Source organism: Pontiella desulfatans (genome assembly GCF_900890425.1).
GTDB lineage: Bacteria > Verrucomicrobiota > Kiritimatiellia > Kiritimatiellales > Pontiellaceae > Pontiella > Pontiella desulfatans.
The window spans coordinates 3,155,196-3,171,333 of sequence record NZ_CAAHFG010000001.1 but is presented as its reverse complement, the minus strand read 5'-3'; the positions used below and the strand labels follow the sequence as shown (position 1 = coordinate 3,171,333).

The 16,138-nt window shown below is 51.2% G+C and carries 19 protein-coding genes; 14 read left to right on the top strand and 5 right to left on the bottom strand.

Features of this window, described 5'->3' with window-relative positions:
• The first annotated feature begins 624 nt into the window (after nt 1-624).
• The 6 genes from E9954_RS11110 to E9954_RS11085 all read left to right on the top strand — a co-directional run bounded on the left by E9954_RS11110 (nt 625) and on the right by E9954_RS11085 (nt 5,289).
• The gene (locus E9954_RS11110; protein WP_136079239.1) at nt 625-945 is read left to right on the top strand and encodes a hypothetical protein; all 321 of its coding nucleotides are present in this window, start codon (nt 625-627) and stop codon (nt 943-945) included.
• Nucleotides 946-1,420: 475 nt separating this feature from the next.
• Complete coding sequence (locus E9954_RS11105) at nt 1,421-1,972, top strand: glycosyltransferase family 4 protein (protein ID WP_136079238.1); 552 nt, start codon at nt 1,421-1,423, stop codon at nt 1,970-1,972.
• A gap of 76 nt (nt 1,973-2,048) precedes the next feature.
• Nucleotides 2,049-2,309: a hypothetical protein gene (locus E9954_RS11100; RefSeq protein WP_136079237.1), complete on the top strand. Its 261-nt coding sequence runs from the start codon at nt 2,049-2,051 to the stop codon at nt 2,307-2,309.
• The gene (locus E9954_RS11095) at nt 2,306-2,590 is read left to right on the top strand and encodes a hypothetical protein (RefSeq protein WP_136079236.1); all 285 of its coding nucleotides are present in this window, start codon (nt 2,306-2,308) and stop codon (nt 2,588-2,590) included. Before E9954_RS11100 ends, E9954_RS11095 begins: the two co-directional genes overlap by 4 nt.
• Before the next feature lie 154 nt (nt 2,591-2,744).
• Nucleotides 2,745-3,302, top strand: coding sequence for a hypothetical protein (locus E9954_RS11090; protein WP_136079235.1), 558 nt, complete (start codon nt 2,745-2,747; stop codon nt 3,300-3,302).
• A complete protein-coding gene (locus tag E9954_RS11085) occupies nt 3,292-5,289 on the top strand; it encodes an ATP-binding protein (RefSeq protein ID WP_136079234.1) in 1,998 nt (665 codons plus the stop codon). Before E9954_RS11090 ends, E9954_RS11085 begins: the two co-directional genes overlap by 11 nt.
• A 103-nt stretch (nt 5,290-5,392) precedes the next feature.
• Here the strand turns inward: E9954_RS11085 and E9954_RS11080 are convergent, their stop codons facing one another.
• The 5 genes from E9954_RS11080 to E9954_RS11065 form a co-directional block, all read right to left on the bottom strand.
• Entirely contained in the window at nt 5,393-5,653 is a 261-nt protein-coding gene (locus tag E9954_RS11080; RefSeq protein WP_136079233.1) for a hypothetical protein, read from the bottom strand.
• Nucleotides 5,654-5,869: 216 nt separating this feature from the next.
• On the bottom strand, nt 5,870-6,103 hold the full coding sequence (locus E9954_RS33890) for a DUF6527 family protein (protein ID WP_407947756.1): 234 nt from the start codon (nt 6,101-6,103) through the stop codon (nt 5,870-5,872).
• A 142-nt stretch (nt 6,104-6,245) separates the two neighbouring features.
• A complete protein-coding gene (locus E9954_RS11075) occupies nt 6,246-7,631 on the bottom strand; it encodes a ThiF family adenylyltransferase (protein ID WP_168442171.1) in 1,386 nt (461 codons plus the stop codon).
• A gap of 1 nt (nt 7,632) precedes the next feature.
• On the bottom strand, nt 7,633-8,031 hold the full coding sequence (locus E9954_RS11070) for an E2/UBC family protein (RefSeq protein ID WP_136079231.1): 399 nt from the start codon (nt 8,029-8,031) through the stop codon (nt 7,633-7,635).
• A gap of 3 nt (nt 8,032-8,034) precedes the next feature.
• Entirely contained in the window at nt 8,035-8,343 is a 309-nt protein-coding gene (locus tag E9954_RS11065; RefSeq protein WP_136079230.1) for a multiubiquitin domain-containing protein, read from the bottom strand.
• A 202-nt stretch (nt 8,344-8,545) separates the two neighbouring features.
• On the opposite strand from E9954_RS11065, the gene E9954_RS11060 reads away from it, so the two are divergent.
• From E9954_RS11060 to E9954_RS11025, 8 genes are all read left to right on the top strand, one after another.
• A complete protein-coding gene (locus E9954_RS11060) occupies nt 8,546-9,124 on the top strand; it encodes a hypothetical protein (RefSeq protein ID WP_136079229.1) in 579 nt (192 codons plus the stop codon).
• A complete protein-coding gene (locus E9954_RS11055) occupies nt 9,111-9,650 on the top strand; it encodes a hypothetical protein (protein WP_136079228.1) in 540 nt (179 codons plus the stop codon). The genes E9954_RS11060 and E9954_RS11055 overlap by 14 nt, the downstream gene beginning before the upstream one ends.
• 5 nt (nt 9,651-9,655) lie before the next feature.
• Entirely contained in the window at nt 9,656-10,576 is a 921-nt protein-coding gene (locus E9954_RS11050; RefSeq protein ID WP_136079227.1) for an ImmA/IrrE family metallo-endopeptidase, read from the top strand.
• A 95-nt stretch (nt 10,577-10,671) separates the two neighbouring features.
• The gene (locus tag E9954_RS11045; protein ID WP_136079226.1) at nt 10,672-10,851 is read left to right on the top strand and encodes a hypothetical protein; all 180 of its coding nucleotides are present in this window, start codon (nt 10,672-10,674) and stop codon (nt 10,849-10,851) included.
• Nucleotides 10,852-11,499: 648 nt separating this feature from the next.
• Nucleotides 11,500-12,786, top strand: a complete 1,287-nt coding sequence (locus tag E9954_RS11040; protein WP_136079225.1) for a DUF2201 family putative metallopeptidase — start codon at nt 11,500-11,502, stop codon at nt 12,784-12,786.
• Nucleotides 12,783-13,166 carry an ATPase gene (locus tag E9954_RS11035; RefSeq protein ID WP_136079224.1) on the top strand — a complete coding sequence of 128 codons (384 nt, stop codon included), beginning with the start codon at nt 12,783-12,785 and terminating at the stop codon, nt 13,164-13,166. The genes E9954_RS11040 and E9954_RS11035 overlap by 4 nt, the downstream gene beginning before the upstream one ends.
• A 91-nt stretch (nt 13,167-13,257) precedes the next feature.
• The gene (locus tag E9954_RS11030; protein WP_136079223.1) at nt 13,258-14,733 is read left to right on the top strand and encodes an AAA family ATPase; all 1,476 of its coding nucleotides are present in this window, start codon (nt 13,258-13,260) and stop codon (nt 14,731-14,733) included.
• A gap of 4 nt (nt 14,734-14,737) precedes the next feature.
• Complete coding sequence (locus E9954_RS11025) at nt 14,738-16,117, top strand: hypothetical protein (protein ID WP_136079222.1); 1,380 nt, start codon at nt 14,738-14,740, stop codon at nt 16,115-16,117.
• Nucleotides 16,118-16,138: the final 21 nt, after the last annotated feature.

Below are 16,138 nucleotides of genomic sequence, written 5' to 3'. Positions count from 1 at the left end.
ACAAAAAGCCTCTTTGGAACCCGGAAACCGTATCTTTTCGTTACCCCTCGAAATCCCGTAAGTGCCTGGTTGGCAATTGATATTGGAGAGTATCAAAAAGCGACTAGGTAATATTTTCTATTTGTGAAGGGGAACCAGGGATCTATCTAGGATCAGATCAGCGTGAGCGGCGTAACCAGCATGAGCAGCTAGATCGGTAGAGCGGCCTGATCGGTAGAGCGGCGTAACCAGCATGAGCAGCTAGATCGGTAGAGCGGCCTGATCGGTAGAGCGGCGTAACCAGCATGAGCAGCTAGATCGGTAGAGCGGCCTGATCGGTAGAGCGGCTTGATCGGTATGAGCAGCTTGAACAGCATCGCCAGCATGATCGCGTAACCAACACAATCAGCGTGACCAGCATAACCATCACGATCATCATGGCCGGATTGATCAGCTCGATCAGCATGATCCGCAAGGGCAACGTAAGCCGCGCGAAGGCTGTCCGTCGATCGGGGGAAACCGCCGGCTGCTCTGGATGCCAACCATGTTGTGCAATCCATTTCGATCCCCTTTCGTCCACCCGCACGGGGCATCTGTTCCAGATGTCAGATGCCCCGCAAAGACGGGGTGTCCGAGGTGACCAAAATGGATAGATACAATACGCACAACATGGTTGAGTACATCAAAACGCAGCCGGAGTTTCCCTTTGACGCGATCGACGTCGAGGAGTCGCTGGACAACGTCCTCTGCTACTTCGGCCTTCATCCGAAACTCGATGAGCAGGAGCGTCACGAAATCACTCGTGATCTACTCAAGCTTGCCCTCAGCGGAGAACTCGCCGAGATGCAGCGGATCGTTGATCTGGGCCTCATGTCTGGGATCGATCATGTTCGAAACACACGCCTTCCCCGGCAGAGACCATCAATCTCTCCCGCTCAGTTCATGGAGGAGCTGCACCTGGCCTAGGTGCGCTTTTCTCGATCCGAAACCCTTAAAAGGCACTCCGACTCACTTTGTCGGAGCTAGCCATTTAAGGCTGTCGGATCTTCGGCATCTCCGTCGCATGCCCTGGATCGACACGGCTTGCCTTGCGGGGTGGAAGACAAGCCGCACATGAGATGCGGTTGTCGAGGTGATATCCATGAGGACACAGACAGCTATCATAGGATCTGAACACGTGGGCACACGAAGCCAGCGTGTCTGGCACTGCCCATTCTGCGATCATTCGTTGATCTATTCGGAAGAGCACCGTGAGGTGGCAAGGCTGGCGGCAAAAAGCCATGTCGGTCGGCGACATTCTGGCCGCTACTGGGCAAACTTCACCCCAAGGAATCTTCTGCTCAACAGCATCAGCTCGTAGTCCGTGGTACATCCCACGCACAGCTTGTCTTCCTGCTTCGCAGACAAGCCGCACATGAGATGTGGCTGATGAGGTGGGAAAATGTCTACAAGAGGTTGTATTGCACGATTGACCAGCAGGTCGCCGATTTGTTTCGAGGGGGTCTACCATCACTGGGACAGCTACCCGTCCGGCCTGGGACGCATGCTCTACCAGCTCTGGAACCAGGACTTCCAACGCGATACGCAGGCTATGCTTCGGACATTGATCGATGCACATGGAGCGGGTTGGAGCACAATCGTCGGATGTCGGTTCAAAGACGGGCAGAGCGACGCTGATGAGTCTAGGTCGCCAAGTTGCTACTGCCACGGCGGCCGGAGCGAAAGCGCTTGGCGGGTTACCGAGAAGAACGCCTCCGGCAGCGGCATTGAGTACGTGTATGCCTTCGACGGCGACACGATGGTGGTGCTCGGATCTTTCATCGAGGAGGGTCAGAAAATGATCGGCATGTTCGGAAGCGGCGACCCCAACGCCTCCTGGCGGATCTTGGCTGAGATCAACCTCCTTGGCAGGGAGCCGGACTGGGAGGCGCTGGATGGGGGCATATTGATCTACCCGGTGCAGATGAAACCGCAGCGGCGAAAAAGCCGCTAATTGGTTGGAGTGCACAGCCTGTCTCACGAGGTGAAGACAGGTTGTGCAGAAGACACAACCAACCGGAGGAAATAAAATGGCAAACGAAAGACCAATCAAAAAGTTCAAGGCAGGCGGTATCCAGGTTGCTGTCTGGGAGAACCGGGTCGTCGGTCGGGACGGCAATGAAGAGACGCTGCACAACGTGACGGTTGAGCGGCGATACAAGGACAAGCGTGGCGACTGGAAGGGTACGTCGTCCCTCAGGATGGCGGACGTTCCGAAGGCGGTTCTTGCGCTGAACAAGGCGTACGAGACCATGTCCCTTGAAGTGGTGGACGAAGGTGATGCTTTATGAGGATGGAGTCACAGCGCCTCTTTGCATCGATTGCCGGCCGGAATCCCGATTCCGGCATGGTTTTGCAGGGAGGCCTGGCCAGCCCCTATGGGGATCAATGGGAATGGGAGTGCCCCTGGTGCAACCACTCCATTCTGTTTTCATCCGGAGACCGGCGTGTGGCCGAGGCTGTGGCGCGGACCCATGTGCTGGGAACGCATGGCACTCGACTGTGGGATGATGCGATCGAGGCGCTTCAAACCCTGCGCGGTTCCTTGGGTGGCGGTCATCGCTTCGGATAGGGGGCAGGCAAGCAGACAAAGCCCGGCCAGCTGGTTATCGACGTGAATGGTCACCTCGAACCCGGCTGTCCGGGCGTCTTTTTTGCCTACATCTGCGTCGGAACCGAAACCTTTATAAATGCCAACCCATTTATTCCTACCGGAGAGTGGTAATATGGCATTTGAAGACAAATACGGAATACCGTTGTATGACGCCGAGGCGGAGCGCCAACAGGACGCATACAACTATCATGTTGAAACCGGGCAGCCCGCCTTCGAGATCATCCGGGAGATCAAGCCGGACAAAAGTCCCTTCAAGAATCCCGACGAGCTGACCGAGAAGATTTTCAACAGCAGGAACGCCTACGAGGTCGAGCCGCTGGATTTTGCGACCGACCGGCTGCACCTGCATGGCGATCACATCGATATACTGGTCAAGCAGCTCAAAGCACGGCATGCGATTTCATACGGCATTGTAAAGAGCACCGAATACGAACAGCTGCGGGTTCACGGCATCCTGTCCGAGCTGCGGAACTGGCCAAACTATAACGGCATTCACAGCCGGTTCGAGTCAGAGCTTGAAAAGCAGATTCATTCCCTGGCCAAGGAAAGGCATGCCGAAGAGGTGGCCTGCTGGCGAGATACCAACCGGTTGCTGGGCGACATATTCGAATCATGGTCAGACTATGCCGGTGAGCGGAGGATTAAGAGGGTGCTGAACGATGATCTTTGAGGAATCGCTCAAGAAACTGGCCGACTATATCGGCAAATCCAAGGCGCTTAAAATCTGGCGCCAGCACCAGTTGAGCGACAGCGCCGGCAAGCGCGATATCGAAGCCTTGGTGGAGCTTCAGCTCGAACGAAAATTCGGCGTCAACCCGCTCGTTGAAAACGGACTCCATATTCCGCCGGAAGGGAATGCCGCCGGGCAGTATGAGCTGGGAAAGGTTCTGGCGCACGACCAGGTCTTGTATCCCTTTGGAATCTGCGAAGACGAGTTCATCCAGCACATGGCGATTTTTGGCCGGAGCGGCGCGGGGAAAACCAACACCGTAGCCCTGCTCATAAAAGAGCTGGTACGGCACAAAAAGCCTTTCCTGATTTTCGACTGGAAACGGAACTACCGCGATCTGCTGGCGCACGATGTTCCACTGGAAATCTACACCGTTGGCCGACCCGTTCATCCGCTGCATTTCAATCCGCTGATCCCGCCGCCGGGCACCGACTTGAAGGTCTGGCTCAAGAAACTGATCGAGATTATCAGTCATGCGTATTTTCTGGGGGAGGGGGTCATGTTCATTCTTCTGGAGGCCATCGATGCCGTCTACACAAAATACGGATGCTACACCGCCGACCCTGAACGGTTCCCGACCTTGAAGGATGTTCTGGAGTTTCTCGAAAAGATGCCTGTTAAAGGCCGGAAGGCCATGTGGCTCGATTCCACCATGCGTGCCGTTCAGAGCCTCTGCTTTGGACAGGTGTCCGACGTCATCAACACCGAGTCCCAATCCGGCATACAGGAACTGCTCGATAAAAACGTCTGCCTCGAACTCAATTCACTGGCGCACAACGAAAAGATCTTCCTTATAGAAACGCTGATGGTCTGGATCCACCACTGCCGGATGCTTGAACCCGACCGGGAAACCTTCAAGCACTGCGTCATTGTTGAGGAGGCGCACAACATCCTCACCAACACCGGCAAGGAAACCGTCATCGATCTCCTCCTGCGTGAAATCAGGGAGATGGGCGAATCCATCGTGCTGGTCGACCAGCATCCCAGCCAGATTTCCGTCCCGGCGCTCGGTAATACCTACTGCACCATCGCGCTCAACATGAAGCACAGCAAGGACATCAATTCCCTTGCCGAAATGATGCGTATCCCGCGGGAGCACCGCGAGGTGCTCGGACTCCTGCCCATCGGCCACGCCGTCGTAAAACTCCAGTCGCGCTTCATCTTCCCGTTCGAGATTCAGATCCCCAAGGTCGATCTCGAAAAGGGCTCCGTCACCGACGCGCATCTCATTCAGCGATACGGAACCTATTCCAAGGATTCCTCAAGGGAATCTCCGGATAAAGCGGATTCCAACCCAACCAAGGATGTTCCCCATATTCATAGAATAGGAAAGAACGAACCTGGAACCTCTCTTACTGAAGTGGAGAAAAAGCTCATGAAGGATATATACCGAAACCCGTTTGACGGAGTCGTAAAACGCTATTCACGGTTGACCATCAGCCGGAGACGCGGCAACCATGCCAAGCAGGGACTTATTCTAAAGGGCCTTATCCATCCCGTTGATATTCCAACTCGAACCGGAAAAGTGGTGCTGCTCGATTTTACCCCGGACATGCGTGACGCCATGAAACGAAACAACGTAGAGGTGGCCAAGCGGAAAGAGGGCGGCCTCATCCATAACTATTGGAAAAACGAGATCCGCCGAAAGCTAGACCGCGAGGGCTGGACGGTTGAGCTGGAAAAGCCCATCGGCAACAACCAATGCATAGACCTGCATGCCGAAAAGGAAGGGAAACGCATGGCCGTTGAAATCGAGACCGGATCACGGGGTGCCGACAATATCCAGAAACTGCTGGAACTCGGTTTTGATCAAATCATCAGTTTCAGCACCGCCGAATCCGTAAAGCACAAAACCCTGCGCGATCTCAAGTCGCGGAATATATCCGTCGACAACCTCCGGTTCATTTCCGATCCCAACAACCTCTAGCTCTTGAAACAGTGCGGCGATCCGACGCCTCTATCAAACTGCTGTTCCATCACCCCGCCCGCCGCCCCTCCCGCGAGGCGGCGTTCTTGCTTCTTGAGTAAACTCAATCCTGGATTTCAGGGTTTTCCGCATTCTTTTCCAGCAGGTACAAAGCCGTCAGAATTGAAAGTGTTAATTTATCCGTTTCAACCGAGAGCTTGGGAGCCTTGCTCTCGACGTCGTGCATGTAAACCTTCATGAAATATTCAATCAGCGGGACTTCGGCCACCGCTTCAGTCTGCAGGTACAGGAACCTTTCAGGCTCATTATTCATCATCGCGAAAGCACTGGCGAACTCTTCCGGCTTTATATCTTTGAGGTTCATCTGATGTCTCCCTCGGCATTTGACTGGCCTCGGATGGTAGCGGCTTTCTCATTCTATTTCAACAGCCAAGGTCAGACCTGGGGCAAGTTCCACTGGAAAACCACTACTGAATGGGGGACTGTTTCACGAAGACAAATATTCAGCACGGAGGCGTTGAGTGCGAACTCTGTCCTGATTTGTCCGGCTAGTAAAAAATATTAGAAAGAGGGTCTGCGGTCAGTCCGACTCTTGGCAGTGCTGAAAGCCAGAACTATGTCTGTTCACACCCCAATGCCATTTAATGCTGCTGCCGTGGACAGAAAAGTGTGCTCCGCAATCATGGATTAACCATACTGATGGATATATCGACATCAATCCAGTTTCCTGTTCGGAATAACGCCAGCATGGCCAACAATCCTGGAGAATATTCAGCTCCACACGGTCGCCACACCCACAGGGACATTTGAACATCAAAGACCATGGATATGGTTTTCCTACAACGTATATGGTGTCTAGCAAAAGGGAGAATGGTTGATCTTCTACATGCTCGATTCTATGAAACCTTCGTCGCCTTCGAATAAACAGAAACGCTTTTTTGATAAATCGGGGCATGTCATTCCAATCCGATGATGTCCAGTAGCGGGGTGGTGTCCCCTCGGCCGACTCGCTTCGCCAGGGCAGCGCAAGGTAAGCCGTCTTCTGCCCGATAAACATTATCAACGTCTTCAAGGTTGTACTGCTGTATTGCCAATTCGGCATCGTCTGTAATTCGGTATTTGTGGATTCTAGCAAGGAACTCCAGCACCAGCAGGCTGGCATAGTGCATGTTGATTGGCAGAACGGCTGGGCTGTCTTCTTTAACGCCAGCAATATAGTTTTGCTTCAGATGATTAGCGTAGAGCTCAGGATCTGATCTTCTTAATGCTTCGGCTTCGACCTCTTCCTGGGAGTAGATACCTCTGCTCAACAGGCTTGAGCCTCCCGGCTGAATGTAGTGCACGGCTCCTGTAACCTGGGAGATGCCTCCATGCTCGCTAGCCTGGAGATCAATTCCTACATCAAAATACGGAATCACATAGTATGAAGAAATCCGATTAAGGATATGGCGACCCTCTGCGCCATCCACGCATCCAAAAACCACGTCGCATGACGCAATTTCTTGGATGGGTTTTGGTGCGACCAGGTTGGTCGCAATGCGAGTAACCTGCGTTTCAAATCCCATTTTCTGAATCGCATCGCTTAATACATCCACCTTTGATCGTTCGTTAACAGCGTCCTCTTCGGTCGTGTTAAGGACTCGGTTTAGGTTCTTTTTCTCGACAATGTCGGGATCCACAAGAACCAAATGTCCGACTCCCAGGCGCGCCAATTGTTCGACAACTATACTGCCAGTGCCGGAGCATCCGATCACGCCAACCTTAAGTCGCTTCAGAATTGCGGTGGTTCCTGCACCGAAGGTCTGGAGGTTTCGGGACTCAGCATCGCTAAAGACGCACTCCTGATCCGTTGGCTGCCAATAATGTAATTGATTGCCGGCAACAGCTATTGATTCTATCGGGATAAACTGATGACCGGCATATCCCATTCGCCCAAAAAGTTCGCCATCTGGCAGCATTATGACACTTCCGTGTGGCGTGGCGCGGTCATACAAAATAGACCATTCGTTCAAAATGCCGATATCTGTCAGATCATCCCGTTCTGAAAAGAAAGACCCGCCACCTGGATGGCTATGGAATTTAATCAAGGAAAGATCCTCTGATTCAGCGTGGTTGAGAACGTCGATCATCCATTGTGTATCCCACTCAAGATAGTCGGGTTCACGGGACTGATACGCACCAAATGGAACTGCATGGATTTTCTGCACGAGCAAGGTGGTGCATCCTTCTGAACCACGCCGGCCACAAACTGCGATAGCCCCTGCTTCTTTCCAGTCGCCGGGATATAGCGCATCTCTTAATTCAGCATAATGAATGCCTGCTATTCTTAATTTGTACTGCATTTTATGCTCCTTCGACTTCGGCTGAGATGACGCCTTCAATATAGGCCACATGGGTTCCTAGAAAATCGACACCGTCTTTCCAATCCACCGGGGCAGGGCGATGCCGTGACCAGCGTTGCCATTGCTTTCCATCGAGATTGTGGTTGGCAAGGGCGGCAGGATTTTTTCCATCGCCCCGCTTTAAGGGTGGGTGGAAATAAACCATGTCGATTTGTGTGGAAGGATAGGCCGGGGGCAGCATGAATGCTGCCGAAACTGCTTCAGGTATATACCCCGTAGGAGGCTGGTATTCATGAAGAATATACCAGAGGCGGCTTCCTTCGCGCACAGCTTCCCAGGGTGTCCCAAGGCTCTCTAGGTACGCAAGATCCTCGTCATAGGGGGTGAAGTCGCGACGCATTGATCAACCCTCCTGAGCGGTACGTTTTTGGGTCATAAAGCGTTCGATTCCGGGGTCGAGGAAGCTGAAGTGCGTATCCAATGGGACTTCAACTGTCTTACCGTTGCATTTTTTAAACAGTATCCGGTATTGATCCGGTTTCTTGTCGGCGAGCTTTAGCAACTCCGCACCAGTAAGCGCTGCTTGCTGAACGAGATATTTTTCCCGGTCAATTCTGATACGGAATAGTTTGCAATCCTTTGGTACAGGCTTGCGGGCTTTGGCATACACCTCGAGTTCTACAACTTCTGCTTCATTATGTTTTTCTGTCATTCTAATTTCACCTGTAATTTCTTAGCTACACACCATGTGCAGCTTTCAAATCGGTATGACGGGTAGTGCGAAAAAAACGGACATCAAATTTGAAAAATGCGTGCCTAAAAGAAAATTGAACTTTTTTGTCCGTCAATTTGGCTGAACTTGTCATACACATGTGAACGGGAGCTCCAAACCAGATGACAAAGGGTGACGAACAATGGACTCGAATGAATATTATACTCAGGAAGAAATAAGCGGATTTTTAGAGAATATATCAGATGAAGATTCTGCGCATCTGATGAAAATGGCTAAAAGAAGGTGGAAGGTTGCTAATCTGCGAGAATCCCGAGATGGATCGGCAAATGACATCTTGCATGAAGCCGTTATGTTGACTTTAAATTGCGATCATAAATGGAAACGGGGCATTGAACTAAGGTTGCATTTTTGGTGGGTAATCAGAAATATTGGCGGAAGGTGGGCTGGTAAAGGATTGAAATCGACCCAAGGAGCGACGGTACTTGAAGAAAAAGAAGCTAGTGAAGAACGCATTGCAACATATACGAGTCCAGTATTCGAGTGCGCTAGGGAGCAGGACGCCTTTGATCATGCACATAAACTATTTTTTTCAGACGATGAACTCGCCTGGAATGTCTTCGAATCAATGATTCGTGGCAAAGGCAAAAAAGCCATAATGAACAGCTTCAGTTTGGATGATAGAAATTATAACCGAATCTTGAAGCGAATTAGGAGAAAGTTAGACAACAACGAAAATGGAGAAAACCATGAATTCAGGTGAGAACAAAACAGGTAGCAAGGATGCGTTCACTCCTTCTCTGCTTAGTTCGTATCTTGTAGACGCTAGCGGTATCAACGAAAAGGATGATGAACTAGAAGCAATAGAGGGTCTGGCAGCACAGGGGAAAGGAATAATTAAGCACGCTTTGACGGAGTTCCGTCAGCAAGGCAACGTGAAAACCATATTCCAGGATTTTGGAATGTTCGTAGAAATGCTTCGAAGACGGGATAAGTTGACGAGAGAGGAGCTTGCAGTTAAATCTGATATTGAATTTGCTGAGATCGTTCAGATTGAAACAAATCCGGATTATGACGTTTCCCCAAGAACGCTCTTTCATCTTGAAAGAAGTTTTCAGCTACAAGAAAACACTCTAAGCAAACTTTCCGGCGCGGTCACCTCACTGGAGGGAGATGTCCAAACAAATATTGTGCGTTATGCTGCGAAGGCAAAGCATGCAAATCACCTTAATGATGAGGAACAGCAAATCCTCAACGAGGTGATCGCCCTCTTGAGTGAGAAGGGATAAGGATAATGCTGAATGTAATTCCTGATAGAAAAACAGCTATAGAGATAGAGGGTCAAATGAAAAGGATTCTCCGTGATCTGGGGAATCCTGAGCCTCCATTCAAAATAGAGGATGCACTGTATTTATTGGAATTGGACAGGAAATATTATTCATGTGCGGACGAAGGTTTCCGGCAAGAGGTTATTCATAGAATAAAGGTTGCGGGGAAGCAGTTGATTTCTCGACCCAGTCTGCTCGGAGAAGTAATCAGTAAAGCTGATTTAAAGGCGTTGTGGTTGCCGGATTCAAAACAAATACTCATTGATCAGAATATGCCACCATTGAAACATAGATGGGCAGAAGTGCATGAAATAGCCCATTCTGTCATCCCGTGGCATAAGCAGTTTTGTCTTGGTGACCCCGCTCAAACTCTAAGTTCCTCCTGTAGAATTCAGATAGAAAATGAAGCAAATTATGGAGGGGGAAACTTGGTTTTTTTGGGTGAGCGATTCAAGTTAGAGGCAGCAGATTATTCCTGCAATCTTGAATCAGTTAAAACTCTTGCAAATATTTATGGAAATACAATTACCTCAACTTTGTATAGATTTGTGGAGCAGGCGCACGACCATCTTCCGATGTTTGGCGTGGTGTGTGATCATTGGTTTGATTCAAACATAGTTTTTAATGCCCAAAATCCATGCGAGCATTTGATTTTCTCAGAATCTTTCCGAAATCGATTTTCAAATTTTGATCAACATCAGGCGTTTGACTTGATCCGTGGGTATTGCTCACAAAGAAAGGGCGGTTTGTTGGGTGAAGTGGAGGCTACGGTGTTGGACGATAATGGAGAGGCTCATTATTTTCGGATGGAGAGTTTTTCAAATAGCTACAAGATACTGACTCTGGCGGTTTATATGAATCCTATAGCACCCCAAATTTGTTTGTAGGAATGCCGTTTGCTTCCAAGTGAGTAACTTATTGTTGCTAAAGCAGATTCTTGCTCAACGAAATATTTATAAACTGCGACTACTTTTGAGTAGTTATGAAAGCAGATCAGCAGAGTGTTGATGCACTCGAAGCAAAGCTTGCGGATATCGACCGCCACCTGCTGGACATCCGATCGGATGTCTCGAAAATTCTGAACATACTCCAGAATGAGCTGGAGCACTTCAGGGAGCGGGAGTTTTGGCAGGAATACCGCGAGACCTACAACCAGGAGTAAGGGCGATTATGCCTTTACTCCTTTTTTAATATCCAACCACGAAATACACTAAACACACGAAACAAACTGGAAAGTATTGCCCGCAGATGAACGCGGAACAACGCAGATATTCAAATACGAGATCCCCTTCAATTAGTGTCTATCAGTGTCCATTAGTGGTTTCATAATTAACTCCCACCGGAGCCTGCTCGTGATTCCAAAATAATTGGCCGCGAGAGCACGCATAGAAAACAAAGAAATCGTACGGACTGTCTTTGCGTTTCTCTGCGCTTTTTGGTGGCTACATTAAATCCCTCAGGAACCTGCCCGTGGTTCCATATGTAAACTATTCGATTAACAAAAAACCGTTTGATGCCATATGCTTGAACGAGTTTTTCGCGAAAGAGCTGATGCCGATATCCGGCTGAACACAGTGGATTCGCCTTGAGGTTTACGGCTTCGCCGAACCTTGATCTGTAAACACGTTCCCCGTCGAGAGGAACCATTTATGTAGCGACCGCTATGCATTTCTAAAACCCTGTTTAACCACTGAATATACCGACTACACGGAAATATTTTGACCGCAGATCACGCGGATAACGCAGATGAATTTGAACCACGAAATACACCAAATACACGAAAACTAAACCAACAGGAAAGGAGGGTGCTATGCACCTGATTACATTGGAAACAGTACGGCAGATGATGAAGCGCGAGTTGGGCGCGGATTCGTTTGTTGCGGGGATCGTGGCTTCGGTGAAGGCCGATCCCAAAATCCCGACGGCATGTATCAATGCCACGGGAACCATGAAATACAATCCGGACTTTGTTTCGGAGCATGTGAAGACGGAGCAGGATTTGTTCTGCCTTGTCTTTCATGAAATTCTGCATCCGGCATTTGGGCACTTTGTCCATAAGCGGGATGAAATCAGCAATATTGCCTGCGACGCGATCATCAACGCGTTGATCAGTCAGTTCTACGGCCAGTCGTCGGGTGGCGGTTCGTTGTTTGAGCGTTTCTATAATGTCCAGGGATTGGAATCAATCCTTCGACCAAACAGCAAGCATCGGAACAGCCGGTACAGCTATCTATATCAGCATCTTTATCCGAAATGGACGCACCACGATGTGCTCAGCGCGGGGGAGGTGATCCAGACCCTGAAGATGTTGGTGCCGCAATCCGCCGGCCGACCGAAACTAATCGGTTCGCATGGCGCGGCCAATCATTGGAACTCAGAACAGTTGCAAGACATTGCCCAAGAGATCGGGACACGAGTGCAGGAGCATAGCGGTTGCAGTGGAGGCATGTTCGACAGTCTTCGGAAAATGATTGTTGAGATCATGAAGACGAAGCGAAGCATTCGCCAGGAGTTGCTATTGAACTACAGCACCCGCAAACGGCTAGATGCTTTTTTTTGCACGGAACGCGAAATGCGACGAACAACGTCGCCGTTTCCTATCAATCCGTGCCGACGCGACATGGTGTTGCTAAGCGCGGATATCTGGCCGGGGTTCTTTCGGAACCGTCAGCCGGAGATTAAGAACAGTCGGGAAGGCATTGCCATTTTTCTCGATGTATCGGGATCGGTAAACCAGTCGTTGCCGGGGATCGTCGGGCTGCTGGCAAGGTATCGGAGAAATATTCGCTCGGTCTACCAGTTCAGCAATGCGGTTTCGGAAATCACAATGGACGCGCTATTGCGCGGCTATGTGGAGACCACCTACGGCACCGACTTTAACTGCATCGCAAAAACGATCCTCACCGAGGAATTCACGCGGGCGGTAATCATTACCGACGGCTATGCCACAATGAGTGAAACGAACCAGTCGGCCTTGCATGAAGCCGGCATCCAACTACTGACCATCCTGTTTGGCAATCACAACAACGGAGACGTGTTGCGGCCGTTTGGGGAGGTCATGAACCTGAATGAAATAACAGAAGGAGCAATAAAATGAAGAGCCATGTTGGAATGGAACAAAAGGTGTGTCCGGTTTGCGGTCAAGCCTTCGATACGGGAGCAATCTTGCTGGACAAGCGCCTGCGGAACACGCTGGAGCGGAAGACGGTCACGGGATGGGACTTGTGTCCGGAGCATGCGAAGCAGTGGGAGAAGGGATATATCGCGCTCGTTGAATGCGATCCTGAAAAATCCACATTCACTGACGGAACGATAAAACCGCAGGATGCCTATCGCACCGGGCGCATCGTCCATATCCGAAAGGCGGCCGCCGACCGTATCTTCGATGTGGAGATAAAATCACCGGTGGCGTTTGTCGAACCGGGCGTCGTGGACGCGCTGGAGAAAATGCAGGAAGGAGAGACAAGCGGAGACTGAACATGAAACATCAAAATCGTAAAGAGCCGATTGGGCAGAAATGCCGGGTCGGCTCTTTTTTTGTGCCTACACATAAACAAGGAGCAATAGAATGAATACAAAACTACTGGAACAACTGGGCATCTATGGATGGAGCCTGGAAGATGAAAACCTGGCAATGGCCTCGCTGTTGACAGGCGATCCGCTGCTGATGGTCGGCGCGCATGGCGCGGCCAAGACCCATGCAGCGGGAAAAATTGCGCAGGCGATGGACTGGAGGTTCATGGCCTACGATGCCAGCAAGGCATTGTTTGAAGACGTCCTGGGTTTCCCGAATGTGGAGAGCCTGAAACAGGGGCGAGTGGAATATGTGCCGAGTGCAGTCACGGTATGGGACAAGCAGTTTGTGCTGATCGATGAGATCAACCGCGCGGTTCCCGAACTGCAGGCCAAATGGCTGGAGATTATCCGTTCCCGCAAGATCATGGGATTTGAGACCGAGGTTAAATGGGTCTGGAGCGCCATGAATCCGATGGGACGGCAGTACAATGGCACCCAGCAGATGGATGCCGCATTGATCGGTCGCTACGCCATCTTCCTTTATCCACCGGAAGCGTTGGATATGGATGAAGAAGACCGCATCAAGGTGCTGCGCCATATCAATGGCGACGATGCACCAAGCATTGGAGAATGGTGCCCGCAGTCGGAAACCAAAACCGTTGGCAAGGAGCAGACGGTTGCAACTGGAAAGCAGATCCGCGAAGTCCTCTTAATGGCGGGATCGCTTTTCCAATCATTGGAAAAGGATTTCCAATCATTGGGTGAATTCCTCTCCAGACTGGCGGTGCTGGTAATGAAGGAGACGGACGGCAACGTTAAGCTGGATGGACGTCGGTTGGGTTTCATCTACCGCAACCTGCTAGCCAACCGGGCAATCGAGCTGGCACGGCAGGCATTGTATGGAAACTATCTGCCTGCATTTGCGCAGAGCGCGAAGAAGGTGATCCTGTCGAGCATCCCCATGGGATTGAACGACGAAGGGATCAACCGCGAGGAAATGCTGCACAAGGTGGAGGTCTGCCTGGATTTGTTGGCGGACTATTTCAGCGAAGGCGGAAACTTCCAACGGGTGGAGACGGTCTATCGGCTGTTCACGACAACCGACCTGTTCGAGAAGGCAGAAATCCTGCTCGGTGAAAACCTGTCGGAAATGGTGAAGCTCAAGGCGTGGAACGACCTGTGCGACACGTCGGAGTCGATCACGCCTTTGGCTTATATCGCATTGCGTGTCGAAGCTAACCATCCCGGGAAAATTCCGTCGGAACTGCTGGAAAAGGTGGGCGGCCAAATCGACCTGCAAAACCTGGAAACAGATAGTATTCCAGGATTAAGAGGCCAACACATCGAGCTGCTTGAAAGCGTTGAAGCCCTCTTGGATCAACCCGACGACCTGCGGCGTATGATCGCCTATCAAGAAGTGCGTGGTCTCGTGATGTGGCCACGGCTTGACGCAGTTGACATTAGCAAGACCGCAGAACGAATCAAATCAACTGCGGCTCGGATCGAGTCGTTGCTGGGGAAAGGATAATCAAATGAAGATATATGGATTGAAAGTATGGTTGGAGCCGGATCATAGGATACCGGCTTTTTTGCGTATGGGCTACGAACTCATCGAGGTGCCGATCGAGGATGTGCTGCTCAAGGGCATCCATCCGGAGTCGGTCATGGGCGTGTCGGGCGACTACTGCCAGGCGGCGGAACTCTTCAGCCGCAAGTTGAACGAAGCGGAGCACCGCTTCGAGCCCCTGTCTGTGCAGCACCTTAATGCAGAAATCGTCATGGCGCAGCATGGCAACTACCACGACCGGCGCACTGCATTAGAGCGGACATTGGAGATGGTAGGGCATGGCGTCTATTTTGCGGAAGACGTCTCGTACGACCGGATTGTGAAGCTGGCTCGTAAATATGTCAGCTCGCACTGGTCGCACGAGCGAGCCTGGAACCTGCTGCGTAGTAGCCGGTCGGGCTTTTCGGAGCTACGGGCGTTTCTGAAACAGAAGCATCCAAAGCTGAAGGTCGGCAGCTATGACGACATGAACGACCTTGACCTGGCGAATCTGTTGTCGGTCGGGGATTTCATGGATGAGGAGCAGAGTCTGGTGCTTGAAGCCCTTTGCTGCCGGAACTTTCGCAAGGTGTCGGCGTTGCGCGGCCTGACCGATGACAGGCACCGGCTACGGTTCCGCGACCGGATCGATTGGTTTGAGCTGGTGATTAACAATGGTCGTTTGCATGACCACGGGCAGGTGAAATATTCCTGCGGGGTGCATGGCAACATGGTTCATTTTGAGCCGGAGCTGACGCATGCCGTTGCGCAACGCAAGTTTGCCAAGGAGTTTGCCCGGAGCTACCGCACGAGCGGTGGCGATTATTGTTTCGTCGCATCAATGGCGCGGCTTCAGGAAATTCTGGATCGTGAGGAAGTAGCGGTACGGTTTAGCAATGTCCGCTATCTGCAACGGATCTATCCGTTGAATTCGTCGGCGCGGCTTCGCAAGGAGCAGATTCCAAGGTTTGGAATCACATGGCGCAAGATGGAGACTCTCGATCAGTTCCGCGATGCGCTGCGGGCGCACGGCTGGAAGATATCCGGTCGAAAGTCCGACCTCGTCAAGCGCACGGCCAAGCTAGCTGCTGATCGGTATGCGGAGATAGCACCCATGCTGAGTGAATGGTTTTCGGATCAGCGCTTCGTGCGCGTTCCAAAAGACCAGACGTTTGCCGAACCGTTCCCCCTGCTTGAAGACGAGTCGCTGAAGAACCTGCTCCTGAGCATGTTTCTACTGCGGCATCTGCGGGGCAATACGGTGGTGGACACCAACCACGAAAACCAGTCGGTGCAGCCGGAGGATATGGCGGAGGCGTTACTCAACGGCAAGGCCAGCCTCACCGGTTGCTTCTTAAAGGTATGAATCCAGTGAAAGGAGATAACT

Bases quoted from the DNA above. Each gene is read 5' to 3' on its own strand.
- E9954_RS11110 (WP_136079239.1), top strand. From the start codon at position 625: ATGGATAGATACAATACGCACAACATGGTTGAGTACATCAAAACGCAG.
- E9954_RS11105 (WP_136079238.1), top strand. From the start codon at position 1,421: ATGTCTACAAGAGGTTGTATTGCACGATTGACCAGCAGGTCGCCGATT.
- E9954_RS11100 (WP_136079237.1), top strand. From the start codon at position 2,049: ATGGCAAACGAAAGACCAATCAAAAAGTTCAAGGCAGGCGGTATCCAG.
- E9954_RS11095 (WP_136079236.1), top strand. From the start codon at position 2,306: ATGAGGATGGAGTCACAGCGCCTCTTTGCATCGATTGCCGGCCGGAAT.
- E9954_RS11090 (WP_136079235.1), top strand. From the start codon at position 2,745: ATGGCATTTGAAGACAAATACGGAATACCGTTGTATGACGCCGAGGCG.
- E9954_RS11085 (WP_136079234.1), top strand. From the start codon at position 3,292: ATGATCTTTGAGGAATCGCTCAAGAAACTGGCCGACTATATCGGCAAA.
- E9954_RS11080 (WP_136079233.1), bottom strand. From the start codon at position 5,653: ATGAACCTCAAAGATATAAAGCCGGAAGAGTTCGCCAGTGCTTTCGCG.
- E9954_RS33890 (WP_407947756.1), bottom strand. From the start codon at position 6,103: ATGTTCAAATGTCCCTGTGGGTGTGGCGACCGTGTGGAGCTGAATATT.
- E9954_RS11075 (WP_168442171.1), bottom strand. From the start codon at position 7,631: ATGCAGTACAAATTAAGAATAGCAGGCATTCATTATGCTGAATTAAGA.
- E9954_RS11070 (WP_136079231.1), bottom strand. From the start codon at position 8,031: ATGCGTCGCGACTTCACCCCCTATGACGAGGATCTTGCGTACCTAGAG.
- E9954_RS11065 (WP_136079230.1), bottom strand. From the start codon at position 8,343: ATGACAGAAAAACATAATGAAGCAGAAGTTGTAGAACTCGAGGTGTAT.
- E9954_RS11060 (WP_136079229.1), top strand. From the start codon at position 8,546: ATGGACTCGAATGAATATTATACTCAGGAAGAAATAAGCGGATTTTTA.
- E9954_RS11055 (WP_136079228.1), top strand. From the start codon at position 9,111: ATGAATTCAGGTGAGAACAAAACAGGTAGCAAGGATGCGTTCACTCCT.
- E9954_RS11050 (WP_136079227.1), top strand. From the start codon at position 9,656: ATGCTGAATGTAATTCCTGATAGAAAAACAGCTATAGAGATAGAGGGT.
- E9954_RS11045 (WP_136079226.1), top strand. From the start codon at position 10,672: ATGAAAGCAGATCAGCAGAGTGTTGATGCACTCGAAGCAAAGCTTGCG.
- E9954_RS11040 (WP_136079225.1), top strand. From the start codon at position 11,500: ATGCACCTGATTACATTGGAAACAGTACGGCAGATGATGAAGCGCGAG.
- E9954_RS11035 (WP_136079224.1), top strand. From the start codon at position 12,783: ATGAAGAGCCATGTTGGAATGGAACAAAAGGTGTGTCCGGTTTGCGGT.
- E9954_RS11030 (WP_136079223.1), top strand. From the start codon at position 13,258: ATGAATACAAAACTACTGGAACAACTGGGCATCTATGGATGGAGCCTG.
- E9954_RS11025 (WP_136079222.1), top strand. From the start codon at position 14,738: ATGAAGATATATGGATTGAAAGTATGGTTGGAGCCGGATCATAGGATA.